The organism is Shewanella sp. 125m-1, from assembly GCF_052977065.1.
This window is the reverse complement of record NZ_JBRILT010000026.1, coordinates 45,683-66,460: the sequence shown is the minus strand read 5'-3', so window position 1 is coordinate 66,460 and position 20,778 is coordinate 45,683. Positions and strand designations below refer to the sequence as shown.

Sequence of the window (20,778 nt, the reverse complement as noted above, 5' to 3'; positions counted from 1 at the left end):
CGGTAGTTCAGTTGGTTAGAATACCGGCCTGTCACGCCGGGGGTCGCGGGTTCGAGTCCCGTCCGCTCCGCCAACATTAAGACGAAAGCCTCTGCAGTAATGCAGAGGCTTTTTTCGTTTTGTAATATTTGTTAATTTAGCCGTGACGTCGCGGATGAATCCGCCCCAGCTACGCTTCGCGTTCGTAAGCTCACAGCTATCGCTGTACTCACCCACAAACATTACGAAAAAGCCCAGCTAGTAATAGCAGGGCTTTTTCGTATCTGTTATTTAAAGAAAATTTCAGTGATATGCGTAAGCACTTTGCTAAAGGAGCGGTTACTCTCAACCATCCATGGGTTTCGTGACATTTTTGCATCCATGCACTTCGTAGCTCAGTTGGACTGAGATTGTTCCAGACAATCTCTAGAATTCACTTCATCCATGGAGTTCTTAGGGCATTTCATTAGAGTTAGTCGGGCCTGTCACGCTGGGGGCGCGGGTTCATCTCTTGATAAGATCAAGACCTCCCCAGCTTCGCATTCATAAGCTCATCGCTACGCGACATTCACCCACAAACATAAAGATGAAAGCCTATGCACTGCTTATTGAAAAGAATGCAGAGGCTTTTTCGTTTAGCGTCAATAATTCTTTAAAAAGAGATAGTCCGCCCCAGTTTAGCTAAAACTAGGCGCTCGTGAGCATGTGGCTATCACTGTACTTACCCTCAAGCATAAAGATAAAAGCTTCATATTTCGATGAGGCTTTTTCCGTTTAGGCGCTACGATAAGCTACAGCAGTTGTTTATTTTATTAACCTTAACACTTAGACGTTATTGCTTAGTTTATTATTGATTTTCGATGCGCTTTTTAAACGCTTTACGTGTTGCTTCATCGGCCTGGCTATACCAAAAATCAAGCATTTGACCGACATTTATCTGATTATTAGGCTGAGCGGCTGTAGCTGTAGCTGTAGCTGTAGCGGTTGTAGGACTAGATGCCTGCGCTGCAACTATCGCTGGGGTTACGGCTTGCACTGTTGCCTCTGGGGGGGCTTGTAGCTTAAGAGAGGCGCTTTGCTGAGTCAGATTGTACGCTGCCATCTCTGTTTTATAGTCACGACCTAGTTGTAAGCCGTCTTTAATTAACTTTCCTTGCTCGAAATTAATCACTTGTTTATTAGCATCTTCCAATGAGATTTGTGGTGATTGGTTGAACTTATCAGCAGCACTATTAGAGCGAATTCTTGGTAAGGTTAACGAAAGCTCAGCATTCGTTTCATCGAACTTAATGATGATCACGTCAGATTGAAACTGAGTTTGAGAACCTTGCTGTTGATAGCGTCCCTGATAGCGAAACGCAATCTGATTCGTGCCATTGTCTAGTTTAAGTGTTTCATGGCCACTAGTTTCTATACCATTGACGAGGACGAGTTCTGAATTAGATGGCATAGACAAGGTCACATCAGCCAATGCTGACGAACTTAACAATAAAACAGAACTACAAGCTGCGGCATAATAACGATTCATCTGGGATCCTAATATGGTGTAATGTCTTCTTTATAGCAGAATGATGTTAAAGTTGCATAGTAAGATGATTTTATTACTGACTTACGTCGTAATGCTTGGATATTAGTAACAGTTTATCTTGTTATATGCGGGTATAATTGCCCTAAACACCGCAAAGGGGAAGCAAGTGCTCACTAAAATTTTAATCACCTTACTTATCATTGCTGGCGCGATGGTTTATATCCGTAAACCGAGAGAAAAAGGTGTCCGAGCGAGTACAAAAGAGTTAGGCAAGAACATGAAACTTCGGCTCGGTGCTTATGTACTCGTCAGCTTATCTCTCACTGCGTCAGCTGCCTATTGGTATTGGGATTGGAGTGATGGTAATAAAGTTGTCAGTGTAACGATAGTGTCACCTATGAGTGAGGAAACCGTAGTTTATCAAGTTAGAAAGAAGGATATTGCTAGCAATGAGTTAACAACTGTTAACGGAATTCGCATTAGATTGTCCAATCAGGAACGAATTATCGTTGCTAATACGGTAAATAAGTAATATTTGTGCACTTTATTATGCTTTGCCCTTTGTAATATGACGTTATAGGTTAGAATAGCCCAAATTTTTTGTTCAGAATATTTGCTATAAGCGTTTAAAGGAGGAGCTATGATTACAGCCTATGCCTATGAGGATCGTAAACTTACGATTATTGAATTGAGCATCAAGGATAGTATCCCTCCCAGTATTATTTGGCTGGACCTATATAAACCCGATGAACATGAAAGAGAATGGTTAAGCCATTTTTCTGTTGAAGATGTGCCGGATGAAGAGGATATCAATGAGATTGAGGCTTCTGCGCGTTTTTATCAGAATAATGATGGACTACACATCAACTCTTTGTTTCCACAGCGTGCAGGGCAAGATGTTAAAGGCGTAAACGTCTCTTTTAATTTACGCAAAAACTTTTTACTGACAATCCGTGACGAAGATGTGGGACTTATCCGCTTGCTGCGTAACTACCTGAGACTGGGTAAAATCGACGCAACTACACCTGAAACTCTCTTGCTAGAGCTATTTAATCTTAAAGTTGATTATCTTTCAGACCTGATTGAGGACGTATATACCGTACTTGAAAACGTCAGTGAAGAGGTGTTTAAGAATGAAGAGCTTGATGATGTGTTTAAGCTGATCACCCGCCAAGAAGATTCAAACGGCAAAATTCGATTAAGTTTGCTCGATACCCAACGTTCGTTAAGGTTTATGCAGAAGCATTATCGTGGCCAATTGACCGATGATGAGTTAAAAGATCTGCGTGAGATGCTGTCAGATATTGAGTCTTTGATGCCTCATAGTCAGTTTATTTTCGACAAGCTGAACTTCTTACTCGATGCCGCTATGGGTTTTAGTGGTTTGCAGCAAAACAAGATCATTAAGATCTTTTCTGTTGCCGCCGTGGTATTTTTACCGCCAACAGTGATAGCAAGCTCCTACGGCATGAACTTTGTAAATATGCCTGAGCTTGACTGGAAATTGGGCTACCCAATGGCGATTGCAATGATGTTTGGTAGTGCTGCGGGAACCTATTTTTTCTTTAAACGAAAAGGTTGGCTATAGTTTACTCTGCAATAGCTAGCAACCACGCTATTGAAGAAAGAAAGAAAGAAAGAAAGAAAGAAAGAAAGAAAGAAAGAAAGAAAGCTCGCAATCGCGAGCTTTTTTGTGCCGATGTCACATACCCATGGCATGTTGTTTACGGTCGCGATTAACCTTTCTAGTCTTTTTTACCCTTTTTAGTCTTTTGCTGAAAGGGGACCACATCCGCTTTATTTTGAAAGAACAGTTCAGGTTGAGAATACACCTGATTTAATAGCGCAAGTTTTTTAAACATCAGCTCGCTAACGACTTGGCAACGTTGATAAGGACTGTTGCAGAGCGCTAAGCGTTTGTCTAAGTGATCAAGCAAACAGGTGAGATTGGCTTGGTTCGCTTTACTGCTTTGGGCGATGGTTTCTTTGCAAAGGTGTTTTTGTAGTGCATCTAGTTTTTTTGGGGCATTTTCTGCAAGCCATAATAATCGGTCAAAACTTGGAAGTTTAGTCATAATAACTTCCTCCAGCGTGATAACTCATTCTATAAAACTAGTCAGTTAGCGCTAATTGGGCAAGAAACCTGCAATATGCAGGCTATTTTAAGCGCGTGGTTATACCAGTCAATAAAGTCATTAATCCCCATTTTTGTTAGATATATATCTGTGCGGGGCGGTTTTACGTCGAGTTACAACGAAAGAGAATTATTTTTCAGTGTATTACGCAAAGATATCGCCCTAGCTTGCAGGAATGTTAATTCCCACTGAAAGGGCTGATATTTATTGGACTAATATTACTTTTCTGCACCAAAGAAGTAGCTGATCTTCTCCCTAGGGTTTAGGTACTTAATCACTTTTTCCGGAAGCGCTGCAACAGGTAAGCATCGGACGATGCTTAAGCCCTCATTGGCCAGGTCGACAATAGGTGCTTGCTCTTTGGGTACGGTGGGATCATATACCAACACCCGTGGTAACAGTAGTTGGCTTAAGTTGACCGACATCACCATGGCAAACTGACCCGAGGCTAGCTCAACAATACTGCCAGGCGGATAAATACCGAGCATCTTGACTAAGCGACTAATCACTTGCTGATTCAGCTGGGACTGATAGTTTTTATACAGATAACCGAGGGCTGAATAAGGCGTCTTGGCTTTTTTACTGCGGTCAGAGTGACATAAATTATCGTAGGTATTTATGGCACAAACCAACTGACTTAGCTTATCTAAATCTGTTTCTTTTTTACCTTTAGGTACACCCGAACCGTCTAAAAACTCGTGATGGTTTAAGATGATAGGCAATGCTTCTTTAGGAAAGTTATCTGCGGCAATTAATAACTCAGCGCCCATTGCTGGGTGTTGATTAAAATATATCTGTTCTGCATGAGTAAAAGGCGTGGCCTTTCGCAGCAGTGGAGTCGGAACCTTGAGTTTGCCTATATCATGAAATAGCGCGCCCATTCCGACGAGCTCAATGTCTTTTCGGCTCCAAGCTAACTCTTTGGCAATGAGCATGGACAGTACGGCCACATTCAGCGAGTGATAATAGATCCCTTCATCACTTTTGGCGTCAGACATCAAATGAAGTACTAGCTTATCGTCAGTGAGTAATTGATTAACAACACCATGAATGAGCTCTTTAGCTTCATTGACCGCATCAAGCGGGCGATTACGCAGTTTACCGATGAGGCTTCTCATCATGGCAACGTTGCGGGTGAAGTGTTTTTCAGTCTTCTGTAAATGGCGTCTTAACGATTGCTGGGCTTCGATGCTTTTGGCTTTTTGTTGATTTAGCTCGCCAGATAAGCGCTCAAGGTTATTGTCAAGAATGCTTGTCGCTTGTTTAGCTTCAATGCTGGAAAGCGGTTGGGTGTCGCTACGCTCCGGGCGAAGGTAAACAAACTCTATACCAAGATTTTTAATCAATTCAATCTGAGCTTGTTGTTTTATTTTGAAGCTATTGAATATGAAAGGGTGATCTTTCCACGCAATCGGTAACTGAACAAAGTTACCGATCTGCAACTGTGCTACTGCGACTTTACAACTATTCGTCATGGGTATTTTATCGAACGTATCCTAATTTGCTATTTTAACTCAAGTTATATAATTTACAATTACTTAACTGATAAATTTACACATATTGCTAAACAGAGAAACTTAAAATGGACTTCATTGAAATATACCCAAATGCGATCCCTGATGACTTTTGCGATGAGTTGATAAGCAAGTTTAATACGCACTCAGGAGTAAGGGCTGGCCGAACTGGTGGTGGAGTTGATGAATCAAAAAAACGCAGTTTCGATCTTATGCTCGACTCCCATGAAGACTTAGCGCCGCTGAAGAATAAACTGCTCGGTTATACGCTATCTTATGCAACCCAATACTTTGACAAGTATGCGATGGCGCTAATGGGCGCCGTCGCCGTGAATGTTGCCGACGAACAAGGTCAGTCTGTCACGTTAACCCCAGATAACTATGAGCGCTATGGCAAGAGTCGTGCGGAGGCCATCATTAAGTATTTGTACCGCAGTGGCAGTATCAATATTCAAAAGTATCTACAAGCTAAAGGCGGTTACCCCCACTGGCATTCAGAGCAGTTCCCCCAAGTAAGTCATAACGAAGCCTTACACCGTGTGGTTCTGTATATGTTTTATTTGAATGATGTTGAAGAGGGCGGAGAGACAGAGTTTTATTATCAGAATAAGCTGATTAAACCCAAGAAAGGCACTATGGTCATCGCCCCTGCAGGCTTTACTCATTCTCATCGGGGAAACATTCCCAAGAGTCACGATAAGTATATCGCGACCTCTTGGATCATGTTTAATCGCGCCGAACAACTCTATAGCGCTGGCTGATATCTAGATAGGGATCGAGATCCTAAAACAGGCGCCTTCGAGCTTGGATGTTTCGATACTTAGGCGTCCGCCATAGCTAATGACAATCTCATTACACACCGCAAGGCCTATGCCTTGACCGGGCTTTTGAGTATCGGCGCGCACACCTCGCTCAATAATATTCTGACGAATACTCTCTTCAACACCCGGACCATCATCTTCAACCACTAACTCAAACTCACCAGCATCGTTATAGTACGATGACACTTTTACTGTTGAAATACATAGCTTAAAGGCATTTTCCATCAAGTTACCGCAAAGTTCCATTAAGTCGCCTTTATCACCTGGGAACACATGTTCAATAGGAATAGCGGCTTCAAATTGAACTTGTTTGTCGCGGTACACTTTAAATAGCATCTGCGCCAATTGGTTAACCAAGGGGGCAATTTGGGTCTGCTCTTGTTTAAGGCCTTTACGGCCTAACATGGCACGCTTCAATTGATATTTAACCAATTGATCCATTTGGCTGACTTGCTCCATAATCTTCTCGCTGCAAGCCTCTTTATCAAGAGTACGATCATCGGTAATCGCATGTACTGCAGCTAACCGTGTCTTAAGGCTGTGAGCTAAGTCGTTCATTGCATTTTGGTATCGCTGTTGCTGGGCGCTCGATTGTACTAACAGTTGGTTTAGCGCTTGGGTCACTCCCTCTAGCTCTATTGGGTAGCCATCTGACAACGATTTAGCTTTACCATTGTTGATCGAGTTCAACTCATTTCTAAGCCTGACTAAAGGTCGCATTCCCCAATAGGCAGCACTGATCAAAAGCACTAATGCAAGTGCGAGTACGAAGGCTAAGCGAACATAGGTTAGGCGACTAAACTTACTGTATTCCTTTTCAATTTTCTCAGCATCTTTTAATACCAATAGATTGTATTTGTTACTGGCAATATCGAGTGATAATAAGTAGACAAAGTAACCTTTATTATCGGCTAAGGATAAGTAATAGGGCGGAGAGGTGTCTCTTATTTCGTTAAAGCGCTCGCAGGTATCAAATAGGCCACGATCGACCGCTAATGATGAAGTCCATACTTGATTGAAGGTACTATCACAGCTGGCGATAATATATCGTTGAGTTGCGCTATTTTCTTCGAGCCATTCGTCGCTGTTGTCAGGAATAAGGTCATGTTCCCTCAGCTCTGCGGCGACATTGGGGATCTCTGCAATAAGCTGCGCGGTCTCTTCGTTGTAACTATTTTGCGCGTGGAGGATATTAACCATCCACGCTAAGCCAAAGCCTACTAGCGCAATAATTGATAACGATGTGAGAAACATCCGCGTGAGCAGACGTTTCTTAGGTTTGAATCCTAACTGCATGGTAGGTTGAATTTATAGCCCTGACCACGAATGGTAACAATGGGATTTTCGAGGCCATCTTTAGTGAGCTTTTTACGAAGACGGCTAACCATCACTTCGATTGTGTTTGGATCACCTTCTTTGTCACCGTAAATCACATCGAGTAAACGCTGCTTAGCGACGACTTCATGACAGTGGCGCATCAGATACTCAAGAATAAGGTATTCAAACGCGGTCACTTCCATAGGCTGACTGTTAAGGCTGACTTGCTTTGCTGCCAGGTCGATTTCTAGTGGTCCGCTAGTTATCTGTGGTTTGACAAAGCCTGCGCTGCGGCGAACCAGGGCATCGAGGCGTGCCACTAACTCTTCTTTTTGAAACGGTTTCACCAAGTAGTCATCGGCGCCAGCATTTAAGCCTTCAACCTTGTCTTGCCAATTCACACGAGCAGTAAGAATGAGAACGGGGGCTTTAAGGCCATTATCGCGCAGACTTTGAATTAGGCTGATCCCGTCTTGATCGGGTAAGCCTAGGTCGATAATAGCCACATCGATAGGATAATTTGTTGCTTGGTAAAATCCCTCTTTGGCTGTTAATGCTACTTGCACTTGATTACCTAACTCACTCAGTTGCACTTTGAGGTGGTGAGACAAGATAGGGTCATCTTCAACAACTAATATTCGCATAGTCACAATATCCTTGAATTCAATACTGATTAGTTTACGCAGAATTATGCTTACTGCCAACTAGGTGTTTCTTAGTAGAACAAGCTTACGCTTTATATACTTAACCAAGGCTGAACTTAGTGATGCACCTGGTTTGGATGTTGTTTATTTGAACTAAAGAATGATATTTGCCTATAAAATACAAAAAATACCGAATTAGACGTTATTTTGTGTCGTTTTTTCTGGGTTTATTGCTGCTTTTTCGTTAAGGTTACGTGAAAATTTACCCGCAAAAGGATTAAAATATGTCGCTTGTAAGGCGATTTACAGTGCTAGTGCTACTGTTATTAACGCCAAGTGTGATGGCGACTACGTTTACGTTTACAGCTATTCCAGATGAAGATGAACGTCAATTACGGACTCGCTTTGATAAAATAGCCACATACCTTGAAGAAAAGCTCGGTGTTGAAGTTAAATATATCCCAGTAAAGTCTTATTCTGCAGCGGTAACGGCTTTTCGTAACAATCAAGTGCAACTGGCTTGGTTTGGCGGACTGTCTGGTGTACAAGCTAGGCGTTTAGTGCCGGGTTCTGAGGCAATTGCTCAAGGCTACGAAGATCAGTTTTTTAAGAGCTACTTTATTGCCCATGCATCAACAGAAATTGTACCTAGCGACAACTTTCCAAACTTAAACGGTTACACCTTCACCTTTGGTTCAAAAAACTCGACCTCTGGCCGCTTAATGCCGCAATTTTTTATCGAGCGAAACTTAGGTAAAAACAGTAAAGATGTGTTCAAGCGCATAGGTTACTCAGGTGATCACAGCCGCACAATTACTCAGGTTCAAGCGGGTGTCTATCAAGTTGGAGCTGTTAATTACAAGGTATGGGAAACCGCATTAGCCAACGGCAAAGTGGATCTTAATAAAGTGAATGTGATTTGGGAAAGTCCAGCTTACCCTGATTATCAGTGGACGATTCGCGGTGACGTTGATAAAGAGTTTGGCCCAGGCTTTGCTGCAAAAGTGGAGTCGGCGCTCATTGGCATGACCGATCCTCATCTGTTAAAAAGCTTTCCTCGCCAGTCATTTGTCCCGGCTGAGAATCAAGATTATGAGCCGATAGAAGATGTGGCTAAAGCAATAGGGCTGATAGACTAACCTCATGTTAGCGCTAAAAGATGTCGTTATTCAGTTTGGCGATAAAGTGGTTGTAGATCTTGAGAGCTTAGTCATCAGCAAAGGTGAAAAAATTGCCATTATTGGTCGTTCCGGTAGTGGCAAGTCGACCTTGATAAATCATATTTATGAACGATTACGGTCAAGCTCGGCGCTATGTTCACAGCGACAAGGTTTAGTTGAGAATTTAAGTGTGTTTCATAATATTTTTATGGGGGCACTTAATCGCCATCGCTGGTATTACAATCTATTGAACCTTGCTTATCCATTGCACCAGCCGTTAAAAGAGGTTAACCAAATTGCCACCGAACTGGAACTGGACTGCTCACTAACGAGTCCAGTTTCAACCTTGTCGGGTGGGCAAAGGCAGCGTGTGGCACTGGCGCGCGCCTTATATCAACATCAAACATTATTTATTGGTGATGAGCCTTTTTCTGCGCTCGATCCTGTTATGGGGCAACGCTTGTTAAGCCATGTTTTAGCCTGCCACAGTACGGTGGTAATGGTTTTGCACGACATGGATATGGCCTTGACCCATTTTGACCGTGTTATCGGTTTAAAAGAGGGCAGAAAAGTACTCGATGTGTCTGCAAGTTCTCTGGATGTCGATACGCTAGAAGATTTTTATCAAGATAAGTTAGCTACAGACTCTGCTGCGCACGCTTTATTTAACCGTCATTCAGCTAACAGTTCAGCTTGTACAAGCGCTTCGCTACAAAGCGACGCTAAACATCTTTAGTTTGCGCTCCCACAATCGCTCGAGGTTTAGTCTGTTTACCTTTGTTGGTTACTGGCAAAAAGTGACCTTGCTGCTATGGCTGATAACCTTTATCTGTTTTTATGCCGCGGATACCGAAATTATTGCCCTAGATCCGTGGGCAGAACTGTTATTGATTGCTAAAGGTATTGCCGCGCCGGATTTCTTTGCCACTGAATACCTACTCGATGCGTTATGGCAGACCGTGAGTTTTGCACTGCTAGGCATATTCTTAGCGCTGGTGTGGGGCGCGCCCGTATCCCTTATCTACCACAAGCCTTATATTGCCGCCATGTGTGCGTTTGTTCGCTCTATTCATGAGATTTTCTGGGCACTGCTGTTTTTACAGATTTTTGGTTTATCACCATTGACCGGTATTCTTGCTATAGCATTGCCATACGGGGCAACCTTTGCCCGGGTCTTTAGTGATATTTTGCAGCAAGCTCCCACCACAACCTTGCAAACTTTCCCCAATCAGACTGACCGAATTAGCCGATACTTTTATGGTCGAGTTGCACATGTTTTAGTGCCTATTCGAGCCTATGTACGTTATCGGTTTGAGTGTGCATTGAGAAGTAGCGCAGTGTTAGGTTTTGTCGGTATGCCGACCTTAGGTTTTTATCTTGAATCAGCATTTCGCCAAGGTCATTATCATCAAGGCGCTGCTTTACTAATGCTATTTATTGCCTTGATAGGCACTATTCCATATTGGGGGCGTATAAAATTACTGCCGATTTATTTTATAGTCGCAATATGGGCATTGCCAACCATACCTCATGTTGATGGTGGGCTTATTTGGCGTTTTCTAAGCCAAGATATTTTGCCGCCCATGTTTCAAGACTCTTCGCTGCAAAGTCATGCATATCAAAGTGGCGCGATTTCAGGCATGGCGTTACTGAGCCAATTTGTTGATTGGTTAAGCAGGTTACTCAGTGAGCAAGCATTACCCGGTGTGATAGCAACGCTATTACTCGCTTTAGCTGCACTGGGCATGAGCCACCTGTTTGCGCTAATAGGGAGCGCGGTGAGTGACAAACGCTTAAGTGGACGCTTTATCGCTAATATTAACCGGCTGGGATTATTGGTACTGCGTTCTGTACCAGAATATATATTTGCCTTCGTGTTTATGCTTTTGCTAGGGCCGTCAATGTTGCCAGCTATACTCGCTTTGGCAATTCATAACGGTGCACTTATTGCGTACTTAACCATTCGGCACGCGGACGATGTCACGGTATCGGCCCATTTTAATGGCAGACTCGATGGTTACGGCTATGAAGTGCTGCCTGCAATATACCCCAACATGATGGCGTTATTGTTTTATCGTTTTGAGGTGATATTAAGAGAAACCGCCATTTTAGGCATGTTAGGCATCGCCACATTGGGGTTTTATATCGACAGTAATTTTGAAGAGATCCGCTATAACGGCGCATTAGTGCTGATGTGTGTAACAGCTTTGGTCAATATAGTGGTTGATATCTTGAGTCGGCGTATTTTGTACAATAAAAACAAAACGCAGCTAGGGTGTGCTCATTAACAATAAAGCGTTGTAGGAGCTAGCTGCGTTTTTGATAGACGATAGATCTGTTAACTAAAGATGTTACGTTGCTTGCGTTTTTCGATGATGCCATTACCACACCAAGCCGCTAAAAGCGTAAAGGCAATAACACCCGCCATAATAGCACTCAGGCGATACCAAGGCGCGTCAGCCAATATTCGGGTTTGAATGTATTCAAAGCTACTAACTCCCCACACTAAAAATGCCGATACGACTAAACCCACTTGCAGTAATCGAGTCGCCCAATGGGTTTTAATAAACAGCAATAATGGACTTAGGGCAAAAGCAATACACGCCTCATTTTGTCCAAAGCGTAAAAAGTGTGCGCCGATAAGAAGATAAGCTAAACAGATAAGAAGGATCCGCCACCACATGAGACTCTACCTTTGAAATGATACTTGTGGTGTAGAGCTTACGTGAAAGTATAAGCGGTATTCTATAGGCGGCTTCACAATAATGACATTTAACCAGATTAGAAACACTGAAGCCAAGCATCAGACAGAAGCATCAGATAATACACATCGCATCAGAGCTGTACCTTATTCATACTGAGCCATCTACCACTACAACTTATCGCGGATACTTGCGAAAAACTTTGAGTTTACCAACTCACTTTTGGACAGAATGTATGGTACGCCCCGTTATTGCAAACAGTTTCAGTGCTAGTTGAGCAATCTACAATTATGACGGAACCTCTAGGAACAATCTTTGTTGACGCTCCCGGAACAGCCAATCCGTAAGCTTTAAAAGTTGTTAATAGCGATCGCCATTGTATTAGCGATAGACCGTCTGTTTTAAACTTCGGTGAGAACGGATTATTCTCATCAACAAGGTCAATTACATTACCGTTTTTATCAATAACTTTAACAAACTTAAGATGTATAACGTTATCCATATCTTCAAACGAAAGAACGGCATAAGCCTTACCATCATCAAATTCAAAAACGATTGGTCTAGCATTAATCTTTATATAAGAATTAGCGGCTACTGTGGTCATTGATTCTAAATATAAACCTGTTTTCTCAACAATAGTTTGCTTAACTGGAAGGCTGTTAAAGTAGTTACTAACTGCAGTTTCGTTATATGAGGCACCAATAAGCTCATATGCGCTATCTAAAACCTCTTTAGGTGTATCAATTGCAAATAACGATATTGATGAAAGGTGATTTTGTAGGTCTGCAAAATAGTTAAATGTATTCAATTCTGCGTTAGTTAGACTAACTTCGTTAGCAGTTAAGGTATGTTCAAGCCAACAATCGTAAATCCCCCCCCCTTCGCCATCAGGTTCTCTACCATTAGGGTCGCATACAGTTTCATTGTTTTTGTAAACGCTATATTTTTTTACGGTATAATTTTCAATGTTCATCACATGGATGTAAACAGTTTGTTTGGGTATAGCGTTATCTTTTGCAAACTGAGTGAATTGTGCATCAGTAACGCATGAATTACATTCAACATGATAGCTATCAATAGCTACAGCTGATGTGGTTAGCGAGCCAAATAAAAGCGCCGATGTTATAATTTTCTTTAACATTTCATAATCCTTAATGATTTTTATTATTCACGATACGAATTAACGTTTCCCCCAGATAGAGTGCAACACTTAAGTTGTACCTTTTTGTAATACAACATTGTACATATGTATCGCTCATCGCCACACCTAACAAATGTTTCTCGAGCATTTTTTTAGGTATGGTAAAGGGTTTGTAGATACAATATCTTTCATCGGCGAACTTCACTTTTATATTGAAAAGCAACTGAGCGGTAAGGTATTAATACGTTACATTGCAAAAGAGTTACCTCGTAGTAATGGCATAGCCTTAAGAGAAGCCAAACAAAAACAATTTAGGTGTATGCTACTAACCAGTACTATCAGTGAAAATGATTTTGGGGCATTTCCAAGTTGTAAGCCGAACAATTAAAGCCCAAATGTAAGTACCAATTATCCGGTGTAGATGCGGTTGAGGCCGTCGAAAACAGGGACGTTTTCGTTGAGCTCACAAGGACGTGCTCGCAGCGAGCCTCAGCAGTATCTGCACATTCCCCCGCTGGAGGCGATTGATAACTACGAAGCAACAAGTTCAAAAACTCTACTTGATAACACCAACCCAAAAATAAATGTAATCAATCTTCATTTGAAGGCTAACTCACTTTGGGGCATTTCCGTGTTAGACAACAAACCACTACGGCCTAATAAATACACCAATTATCCGGTGTAGATCCGGCCGTGACCGTCCATGATATGGACGTCATGGCCGAGCTTCCAAGGATGGACTTGTTGCGTGTCACGGCAGTGTCTGCACATAAGGTCGTTCCTTCACATCTGCCCCATAGGGATATGGGAAATGTCATTATGATGTAGGGAACATCATTGACCATGTGATCACGACATTCGGACGTCCTGTCCAGCACCCGCTGCAGGCGATTGATAACTCTAAAGCGACTATTTCGAATTAGCAGCCCCGTAGCCACAGCTCAGACAAAAAATGTAATCAACCTTCATTCGAAGGGCAACCAACTTTGGGGCATTTTCAAGTTAGACATCAAACCACGACTTCCCAAATGAAGGCGCCAATTATCCAACGTTGATACGGCTGCAACCGATGAAAACATGGCTGCTCTACGTCATCTATGTCATCTATGTCACCGCGGCATTTGTGAATCCATTCACATCAGATGTTTTCGTTAAGCCTACCTGGACCTACTAGGGGCGAGCCTCAGCAGTATCTGCACATAAGGTCATTCCTTCACATCTGACCCTTAGGAATATGGGAAATGTCATTATGATGTAGGGAACATCATTGACCATGCGATCACGACATTCGGACATCCTGTCCAGCACTCGCTGTATTCGATTTGCTAGTGTGATGCCACGAGTCCCGAGATAATCATCAGTGCTACGCCAATAAATACAAGCCCGGTAACGAGATTAATTAGTGGGCTGGCCTGTTTCATTTTAAGCTGAATAGTGAGCTTGGACAGTACTACCGCAATCAAACTAAACCAGATAAAGGATAAAGAAAACAATAGTAAAGCGGCCATACTCTTAGTTGCGAAACTGACCTGTGGGGTGATCAGAGTAGAGAATAGCGTGATGAAAAACACCAGAGCCTTGGGGTTTAAAATATTGGTATAGAGCCCTTGCATAAAGCCTTTATAAGGGGTTATTCCTCGCCCTTGCGTGGCTGTTTCAATCGATACAGGATCTTTCCAGTGCAGCCATGCAGCTTTTATCGCGCCCATGCCCATCCAGGCTAAATAGCTAGCGCCAGCCAACTGAACAAGGGTGAATAAAAGGGCAGAGCTTTGAATGATAAGGCTAACCCCCGTTAAACTGAGTAGGGTGTGCCCGAGAATCGCGACCGCTATGCCAAGCGCCGAGGCAACAGCTGCAGCGCGAGACTCTTGAGTGGCAAGGCGAACCACTAAAGCAAAATCAGGCCCTGGGCTTGCTAGCGCAATGAGATGGATGAATGACAGTGATATAAGTAATTGAAGTTCCATCTGATGCCTAGGTAATCATTTGATTTACTGCTGATTAACAGCAACATAGCTATTGAGTAAATGCCAAGAAGCTTAATTTAAAACAGCCGTGAGTTTAGAAATAATAAATTAACACGATTGTGAGTAATCAGCCCGTGAATAATCGCAACAATTGGCCCATAATAGACACCGATTTTATGCCAACACTATTGGAGCGCAGAACGTGAAAGGACAGATCTTAAGAGAAATGAAAGTGCTTAAGGCTATTGATCCCGCTTTTGAAATACAAAGACGGGTTGCATTTATTAAGTCAAAGCTTAAGCAGTCCAGTACCTCTTCTTTAGTTTTGGGGATCAGTGGTGGTGTCGATTCTTCATTGGCTGGTCGCTTGTGTCAGCTTGCTATTGATGAGCTGAACGCTGACTCAGAGACTAACCAATACCAGTTCATTGCAGTTCGTTTACCTTACGATGTACAAAAGGATGAAGATGAAGCGCAATTGGCTTGTCAGTTTATTCAACCTTCAAAGCAAGTTACGCTGAATGTAAAACTTGGCGTTGATGGTGTTCATAGTGAAACGCTGGCTGCCGTTGAAGCCGCGGGTATTAGCTTACCAGAAGATGATAAAATTGATTTTGTGAAAGGCAACGTGAAGGCAAGAATGCGCATGGTTGCTCAATACGAGATCGCGGGTTTAGTCGGTGGTTTAGTGGTTGGTACCGATCACAGTGCTGAAAATATAACCGGGTTTTATACTAAGTGGGGCGATGGAGCCTGTGATTTAGCGCCTTTATTTGGCCTAAATAAGCGTCAAGTTCGCCAGCTAGCTGCATGCTTAGGTGCACCAGAACAGCTGGTGGTTAAAGCGCCAACGGCTGATCTGGAAGAGGGCAAACCGCAATTAGAAGATGAAGTCGCACTGGGTTTAACCTATGATCAAATTGATGACTTTTTAGAGGGTAAAGAAGTCAGCCACTTCGTTAATGATAAGCTAGTTGGTATATACCGCGCGACTCAACACAAGCGTGAGCCAATTCCAACAATTTATGACTAGGGTCAAAGCGGCTGAGTAGCGGCTTGGGTTGCGTTAGATGCTAAATTTTATGAGCAAATAATGTGATTTATAAATTTTGATATTAACCCAATGACTTGATTAACAACAAAGGCGCCTAGGCGCCTTTGTTGTTTGTACTTGCCTAGAAAATATGTTGTTCTGTATTACAACATCGAGTATTGGCATGACTTTAAGAAACCGCTTTAAGCAACAGTTTTATACAATAGCTTTAAAAAATGGCTTTAAGTAATAGCGTTAAGCTTTATCTTTAAGCGGCATCGTTAAACCATAGCGTTAAGCGCTAACCTTAAGCAAACGAGCTCAGAGGTTGGCTTAGAGATTAGCTTAGTGCGGGCAAGTTTAATCTGGCCCTTAACTTATCTATTTGCAGGTTCGGAAATTGACGATAATCAAGATAAGGGCAAAGATAGATGGCTTGATTAAGGTGCCTGCTGATATAAGTTGTTGTGGGATCTACTGGATTAAATTGTTGTTCAGATAATGACAATGCGTGAGCGCTTTGCTGGCCACAAACAATGTGAAGTGTGGCGCCTGGCGTTAACTTGGTGGCACCGATGCAGATAGATTCGTTGTGTTTTAATAATTGTGTATCGCGATAGTGTTTCCACTGTTTATCGGTCACTGAAATTTTAGCCATTATGGTAAATATTTTACGCCAATGATTGCCATTAGCGTCGATAAGTTGCGCGATTGCATCGCTTGAGTGGTAATGCCAGTCATCAATGATTGCTGGTGGAGTGGGTAAGTAAAAGCAGGTGCTCGCGGTGAGTTCGCCGATGAGGTAATTATTTTTATTCAATGTAAGCCCTTATCTTTACCAGTTCGTATTAAAAACGTGTACGTTATCTTTTATTATATTGCCTGTTTAGGATGAATAGCGACGCTTATGAAAGCCATTATTATTGGATCAACAAAACATCTTGCCTTTGCTTTGTTTTATGCATCTTTAGGCACTAGCATTGCGTTAATTGCTATGGCCGTATGGTTTTTAAATTCCCGTCCCGATCTGTCACTTTGGCATACTACCGACTTAACCTCTGAATATCGCGTAAACAGCAACCTTAATAGCTTTGAAGAATATCTGGAGCTTGAAGATAAACTGTTCGCTGAGCTAGAAAGTAAAGTGTATCAGCAGCCTGTCGACCCACAGTCCTTCGATATCATTAATCGTTATGTGAGAGGCAGTTATTCGGATCCTGGCCACTGGGAGCAAGATTGGAATCGCAGCTATGAGTGGCCCAAAGCTGATGCCGAATACGGCGTGTTGCTACTGCACGGCATGTCTGATTCTCCGTACGCCATGTCACACTTCGGCAAGCATTATAAAAATAAGGCTCATGTTTTAGGGCTTAGGTTACCAGGCCATGGCACTTTACCCTCAGCACTCACCAATATCTACTGGCAAGACATGGCTGGAGCTGTAGCGCTGGCTACCCAGCATATGAAAACAGCGTTGGGGGACAAACCCCTCTACTTAGTTGGTTTTTCCACAGGGGCAGCGCTCGCGCTAAACTATGAATTAGAGCGCTTAGCGACGAAAAAACTAGCTGATTACTCGGCGATGATTTTTCTTTCTCCTGCAATCGGTTTACCTCCTGTTGCCGCAGGGGCTAAATGGCAAGCAAGGCTAGGTACTGTGCTGGGGCTAGATAAACTGAGCTGGAACAGTATTCAAGCTGAATACGATCCGTTTAAGTATGGTTCTTTTGCGGTTAACGCTGGGGATGTTGTTTATCAACTTTCAATGCGTAATCAACAGCTGATAAAGCAGCTCGGGCAGACGGGATTAAATGCTTTACCTCCCATTTTGACCTTTCAGTCACTGACTGATGATACCGTGGATACAAGCGCTGTGATAAGTGCACTCTATAGCCAGCTACCTGATGCAGGCCATGAATTGGTGCTATTTGATATTAACCGTACGCAAGTCAATTTAAGCCTGATTCTAAATGATCCGTTACAACCTTATCGACAGATGATGACCGATGGAGAATTCAATTATGATTTTACCTTAATTGAAAACCAGAGCCTTGATAGTCGTGCAATTCAAAGCCGTAGTATCAATGACGCTAGTGTCATACCGCTGTCATTAAGCTGGCCTAAGCAAGTTTATTCACTGTCACACGTAGCATTACCGTTTCCTATGAGCGATGGCTTGTATGGCCCTGTTTGGGATGCTGACAAGCAACATATTCAGATAGGCTCAGGTGCTTCTCGAGGAGAGAAAGGGGTGCTCAGTGTTCCGGCTAGCGAGATCATGAGACAGAAATGGAATCCATTTTATCCCTATATACTCAGTAAAATGGACGAGACGATTATCCCCTAATTGTCAGGGAGATCTTTATCTTCTAAGGTCGTGAACACTAATTGGTTTCGACCGGCTTCTTTGGCTTGATATAGGTTGAGATCAGCTTGTTTAACCCAGTCTTCCAGTGATGTACTAAAGGTACCATTACCAATAACTGCTCCGATACTGGTGGTGACTTGAAACGTTTGCTTAGCATCGATGACTAGACTTTCAAGTTTCTGTCTAAATCGTTCCAAGTGATGTTCAATTTTTAGTGCATTACACAGTGGCATGATCAACAGAAACTCTTCGCCGCCATACCGAACAATAATATCTGAATCGCGTTTAAACTCTTGTTTTAGCAACTTGGCAATGCGTTTAAGGGTGAGATCGCCTCCGTCATGACCATAGGTATCGTTAATAAACTTGAACTTATCAAGGTCTAGCAATGCGATTGCAATGACTTCATCGCTTCGTTGGCAAAGCTCTTGAATCGCTGGAAACTTATCTTCTGCATAGCGGCGGTTATATAAGCCCGTTAGTGGGTCTTTTTCTGCCAGCGCTTTTAACTTGCTATTGGCGTGCTCAAGCTCCAGGGTCCGTATTGCTACTTTCTCCTCTAGCTCTAGTTGATAACCAATAAGCTGACTCTTACTTTGCTGTAGACGTTTAAATAGCGAATAAACCTCCTGAGGAGACTCTTCGTTTACAGCATATTCGACATTATTACCTTCAAGGCTAGTGCTGAACTTATTGGCGATATTTTCTAAAGGCAGAGTCAGGCGCGCACTGATCACTCGTGAAATATAAATAGTGATCAATAATGAAATAAGCAGTATTGCAAACGTGGCTAAGTACATGCTTTCGACCAATTCTACCAATGGCCTAAAAGGATTCAGTACAAATAATTGCCAATCATTACTGAGCGTCACACTGGCATAAACATACTCAGGCGCCTTATTGTCGCCGTGGCTGATATTAAGCATTGGGAGAGAGGTAATATAGTTTTCGCTAGGTTGTGAGAAGCTAAACTCGCTCAAGGGCGCTATATCGAGTCCATCTGAGGCGTAAATCACTTTTCTATTTTTATCGATGAGCACAATGGACTGGTGCTGTGAATCAGTGTTGAATTTATCAACCTTTTTAAATTCATTTAAATTGAGTGAACCTTCGATAATACCTATCGGTTGATGAGGGTTGTTGGCTGGGTAAATGGGCGAGCTAATCGCTACAATAGGATCATTACCAAAGCCTTTACCTAAAAACGGTGGTGAAATATAAGCGCGTTGGTTTATATAAGATTCGATAAAATAGTTTCTGTCACGGATGCTAAATTTTTGAGGATTAACAGTGCCATTGGTAAGCAAGGACGCGGGGCTAGCGGCAATGACGTTGCCTTCGTCATTGGCGAGCAACATAGTAATGAATCCAGAGTAATTATTATGTAGCTCAGACAGTAATATTTGTTCTTCTGTCTTACTGTGTTTATTTAGGCTGAGCCAAGCAGCTGCATTGGTAATCGCTCTTGTATGCGAATCAAGATAGGCTTGCGTTGATAAAGCCAGGTGGTTGGCTGAGCTTTTAATATTGCTATACAGCAAGCGTTGTTGGCGTTCAATAAATTGGTTATTAAACAGTAAGGCTGACAATAGCAAAGCGATGGTGATGACGAGGGTAAAAGTATAGGTGAGTTGTGCATTGAACGTTCGACGCTGCTTGTCCTTTACTTTGTATGAAAAGTACCAGAAAGAGGGCGTTAAGATGATCAGCAAAGAGCCGATACAAGCATAAACCAGACCATTAATTCCCTGTTTTAAAATGACGAATGCAATATGACTGCTAGGCAAGTCAGAAAATAAAAAGATATAAAGGTAGAAGAGCGGCATACCGATAAATAGCCAAAAGCTAAAGCTGGCATATAAGGCGTAAATATCTTTTCTTCTAGCTAAACCTAAGCAGAGCGCTTCAACGCCGAATAAGACGTAAACGTGAGGGCTGTCCCAGGCAATCATTAAGCCGGTGACGGTAATGATTGCGGTATAAAGTGCATACCAAGGGCCCAGCAATACTGCGACAATAACGTAGGAAACGTTGCCAAGGATCAGTTGAATGTTAGCAAATAAGTGTATCGGGTATAGGTTGATGATTAAGCCGATTACGCCTAACGAAGTGGCTAACAATAATTTGTTTTTTTCTATTTTCCCCAAAAATATGCGCCTTAGTTAGGGTGGAAGTTTTTGTTTTGTCTTGGCAGTTTACAATCTATTAACTTTATAGCTAGATATCAACTTTTAACCAAATATTAGAGACTGAGTGTGCAAAAAGTAGCCAACAAGGTCAACTTGTTTGACTGAGGCTTTCTTATTGGGAACTATCAGGTTTAAAAGAAAAATATTTAAATTTGATGATATGTCAGACCTCGCTCACATCCTTTACAAGTCATCGAGGAGTCATTCAGCTTTTGTTCAATTTGATGGCTAGATTTAAGTTTCAGTTAAGGTTAATTCATATCATGGTAGGCAAGGG

Annotated in this window: 18 protein-coding genes; 8 read left to right on the top strand and 10 right to left on the bottom strand. The window is 42.4% G+C overall.

Features of this window, described 5'->3' with window-relative positions:
* Nucleotides 1–826: 826 nt before the first annotated feature.
* Nucleotides 827–1,507: a DUF2057 domain-containing protein gene (locus ACVBIK_RS12695; RefSeq protein WP_447169817.1), complete on the bottom strand. Its 681-nt coding sequence runs from the start codon at nt 1,505–1,507 to the stop codon at nt 827–829.
* 166 nt (nt 1,508–1,673) lie between these two features.
* Between ACVBIK_RS12695 and ACVBIK_RS12690 the strand changes: the two genes are divergently transcribed.
* Nucleotides 1,674–2,039: a hypothetical protein gene (locus ACVBIK_RS12690; RefSeq protein ID WP_447162653.1), complete on the top strand. Its 366-nt coding sequence runs from the start codon at nt 1,674–1,676 to the stop codon at nt 2,037–2,039.
* Nucleotides 2,040–2,147: 108 nt separating this feature from the next.
* The gene (gene corA / locus ACVBIK_RS12685) at nt 2,148–3,095 is read left to right on the top strand and encodes a magnesium/cobalt transporter CorA (RefSeq protein ID WP_447162654.1); all 948 of its coding nucleotides are present in this window, start codon (nt 2,148–2,150) and stop codon (nt 3,093–3,095) included.
* Nucleotides 3,096–3,252: 157 nt separating this feature from the next.
* Here the strand turns inward: corA and ACVBIK_RS12680 are convergent, their stop codons facing one another.
* Nucleotides 3,253–3,582 (bottom strand): DUF3135 domain-containing protein, encoded by a 330-nt coding sequence (locus tag ACVBIK_RS12680; protein ID WP_447164476.1) that lies wholly within the window; start codon nt 3,580–3,582, stop codon nt 3,253–3,255.
* A 278-nt stretch (nt 3,583–3,860) separates the two neighbouring features.
* Nucleotides 3,861–5,117: an HD-GYP domain-containing protein gene (locus ACVBIK_RS12675; protein ID WP_447169816.1), complete on the bottom strand. Its 1,257-nt coding sequence runs from the start codon at nt 5,115–5,117 to the stop codon at nt 3,861–3,863.
* A 107-nt stretch (nt 5,118–5,224) separates the two neighbouring features.
* Here ACVBIK_RS12675 and ACVBIK_RS12670 point away from each other — a divergent pair, with 107 nt between their 5' ends.
* Nucleotides 5,225–5,917: a 2OG-Fe(II) oxygenase gene (locus tag ACVBIK_RS12670; protein WP_447169815.1), complete on the top strand. Its 693-nt coding sequence runs from the start codon at nt 5,225–5,227 to the stop codon at nt 5,915–5,917.
* Between the two features lie 3 nt (nt 5,918–5,920).
* Here ACVBIK_RS12670 and ACVBIK_RS12665 read toward each other — a convergent pair whose 3' ends face one another.
* Both ACVBIK_RS12665 and ACVBIK_RS12660 read right to left on the bottom strand, forming a co-directional pair.
* Nucleotides 5,921–7,273 (bottom strand): ATP-binding protein, encoded by a 1,353-nt coding sequence (locus tag ACVBIK_RS12665; RefSeq protein ID WP_447169814.1) that lies wholly within the window; start codon nt 7,271–7,273, stop codon nt 5,921–5,923.
* On the bottom strand, nt 7,264–7,938 hold the full coding sequence (locus ACVBIK_RS12660) for a response regulator (protein WP_447162659.1): 675 nt from the start codon (nt 7,936–7,938) through the stop codon (nt 7,264–7,266). The genes ACVBIK_RS12665 and ACVBIK_RS12660 overlap by 10 nt, the downstream gene beginning before the upstream one ends.
* Before the next feature lie 284 nt (nt 7,939–8,222).
* Here ACVBIK_RS12660 and ACVBIK_RS12655 point away from each other — a divergent pair, with 284 nt between their 5' ends.
* From ACVBIK_RS12655 to ACVBIK_RS12645, 3 genes are read left to right on the top strand one after another with little or no spacing between them, the layout of a single operon-like run.
* Entirely contained in the window at nt 8,223–9,077 is an 855-nt protein-coding gene (locus ACVBIK_RS12655) for a putative selenate ABC transporter substrate-binding protein (RefSeq protein ID WP_447162660.1), read from the top strand.
* A gap of 4 nt (nt 9,078–9,081) precedes the next feature.
* Nucleotides 9,082–9,834, top strand: a complete 753-nt coding sequence (locus tag ACVBIK_RS12650) for an ATP-binding cassette domain-containing protein (RefSeq protein ID WP_447169813.1) — start codon at nt 9,082–9,084, stop codon at nt 9,832–9,834.
* A gap of 1 nt (nt 9,835) precedes the next feature.
* Nucleotides 9,836–11,386, top strand: coding sequence for a PhnE/PtxC family ABC transporter permease (locus ACVBIK_RS12645; RefSeq protein WP_447169812.1), 1,551 nt, complete (start codon nt 9,836–9,838; stop codon nt 11,384–11,386).
* Between the two features lie 50 nt (nt 11,387–11,436).
* On the opposite strand, the gene ACVBIK_RS12640 is transcribed toward ACVBIK_RS12645, so the two are convergent.
* The 3 genes from ACVBIK_RS12640 to ACVBIK_RS12630 form a co-directional block, all read right to left on the bottom strand.
* Nucleotides 11,437–11,781 carry a hypothetical protein gene (locus tag ACVBIK_RS12640; RefSeq protein ID WP_447162663.1) on the bottom strand — a complete coding sequence of 115 codons (345 nt, stop codon included), beginning with the start codon at nt 11,779–11,781 and terminating at the stop codon, nt 11,437–11,439.
* Between the two features lie 227 nt (nt 11,782–12,008).
* Nucleotides 12,009–12,941: a hypothetical protein gene (locus ACVBIK_RS12635; protein ID WP_447162664.1), complete on the bottom strand. Its 933-nt coding sequence runs from the start codon at nt 12,939–12,941 to the stop codon at nt 12,009–12,011.
* Between the two features lie 1,325 nt (nt 12,942–14,266).
* Complete coding sequence (locus ACVBIK_RS12630) at nt 14,267–14,911, bottom strand: LysE family translocator (protein WP_447169811.1); 645 nt, start codon at nt 14,909–14,911, stop codon at nt 14,267–14,269.
* Between the two features lie 202 nt (nt 14,912–15,113).
* Between ACVBIK_RS12630 and nadE the strand changes: the two genes are divergently transcribed.
* Nucleotides 15,114–15,944 (top strand): ammonia-dependent NAD(+) synthetase, encoded by an 831-nt coding sequence (gene nadE / locus ACVBIK_RS12625; RefSeq protein WP_447162200.1) that lies wholly within the window; start codon nt 15,114–15,116, stop codon nt 15,942–15,944.
* A gap of 340 nt (nt 15,945–16,284) precedes the next feature.
* Here the strand turns inward: nadE and ACVBIK_RS12620 are convergent, their stop codons facing one another.
* Nucleotides 16,285–16,764, bottom strand: coding sequence for a DUF6942 family protein (locus ACVBIK_RS12620; RefSeq protein WP_447162201.1), 480 nt, complete (start codon nt 16,762–16,764; stop codon nt 16,285–16,287).
* 87 nt (nt 16,765–16,851) lie between these two features.
* Here ACVBIK_RS12620 and ACVBIK_RS12615 point away from each other — a divergent pair, with 87 nt between their 5' ends.
* Nucleotides 16,852–18,291, top strand: coding sequence for an alpha/beta hydrolase (locus ACVBIK_RS12615; protein WP_447169810.1), 1,440 nt, complete (start codon nt 16,852–16,854; stop codon nt 18,289–18,291).
* Here ACVBIK_RS12615 and ACVBIK_RS12610 read toward each other — a convergent pair.
* Nucleotides 18,288–20,459 (bottom strand): sensor domain-containing diguanylate cyclase, encoded by a 2,172-nt coding sequence (locus tag ACVBIK_RS12610; RefSeq protein ID WP_447164482.1) that lies wholly within the window; start codon nt 20,457–20,459, stop codon nt 18,288–18,290. The two genes, ACVBIK_RS12615 and ACVBIK_RS12610, sit on opposite strands and share 4 nt — an antisense overlap.
* Nucleotides 20,460–20,778 lie beyond the last annotated feature (319 nt).

Coding starts and splice junctions, on each gene's coding strand:
- ACVBIK_RS12695 (WP_447169817.1), bottom strand. CDS start 1,507: ATGAATCGTTATTATGCCGCAGCTTGTAGTTCTGTTTTATTGTTAAGT.
- corA (WP_447162654.1), top strand. CDS start 2,148: ATGATTACAGCCTATGCCTATGAGGATCGTAAACTTACGATTATTGAA.
- ACVBIK_RS12680 (WP_447164476.1), bottom strand. CDS start 3,582: ATGACTAAACTTCCAAGTTTTGACCGATTATTATGGCTTGCAGAAAAT.
- ACVBIK_RS12675 (WP_447169816.1), bottom strand. CDS start 5,117: ATGACGAATAGTTGTAAAGTCGCAGTAGCACAGTTGCAGATCGGTAAC.
- ACVBIK_RS12670 (WP_447169815.1), top strand. CDS start 5,225: ATGGACTTCATTGAAATATACCCAAATGCGATCCCTGATGACTTTTGC.
- ACVBIK_RS12665 (WP_447169814.1), bottom strand. CDS start 7,273: ATGCAGTTAGGATTCAAACCTAAGAAACGTCTGCTCACGCGGATGTTT.
- ACVBIK_RS12660 (WP_447162659.1), bottom strand. CDS start 7,938: ATGCGAATATTAGTTGTTGAAGATGACCCTATCTTGTCTCACCACCTC.
- ACVBIK_RS12655 (WP_447162660.1), top strand. CDS start 8,223: ATGTCGCTTGTAAGGCGATTTACAGTGCTAGTGCTACTGTTATTAACG.
- ACVBIK_RS12650 (WP_447169813.1), top strand. CDS start 9,082: ATGTTAGCGCTAAAAGATGTCGTTATTCAGTTTGGCGATAAAGTGGTT.
- ACVBIK_RS12640 (WP_447162663.1), bottom strand. CDS start 11,781: ATGTGGTGGCGGATCCTTCTTATCTGTTTAGCTTATCTTCTTATCGGC.
- ACVBIK_RS12635 (WP_447162664.1), bottom strand. CDS start 12,941: ATGTTAAAGAAAATTATAACATCGGCGCTTTTATTTGGCTCGCTAACC.
- ACVBIK_RS12630 (WP_447169811.1), bottom strand. CDS start 14,911: ATGGAACTTCAATTACTTATATCACTGTCATTCATCCATCTCATTGCG.
- ACVBIK_RS12615 (WP_447169810.1), top strand. CDS start 16,852: ATGAAAGCCATTATTATTGGATCAACAAAACATCTTGCCTTTGCTTTG.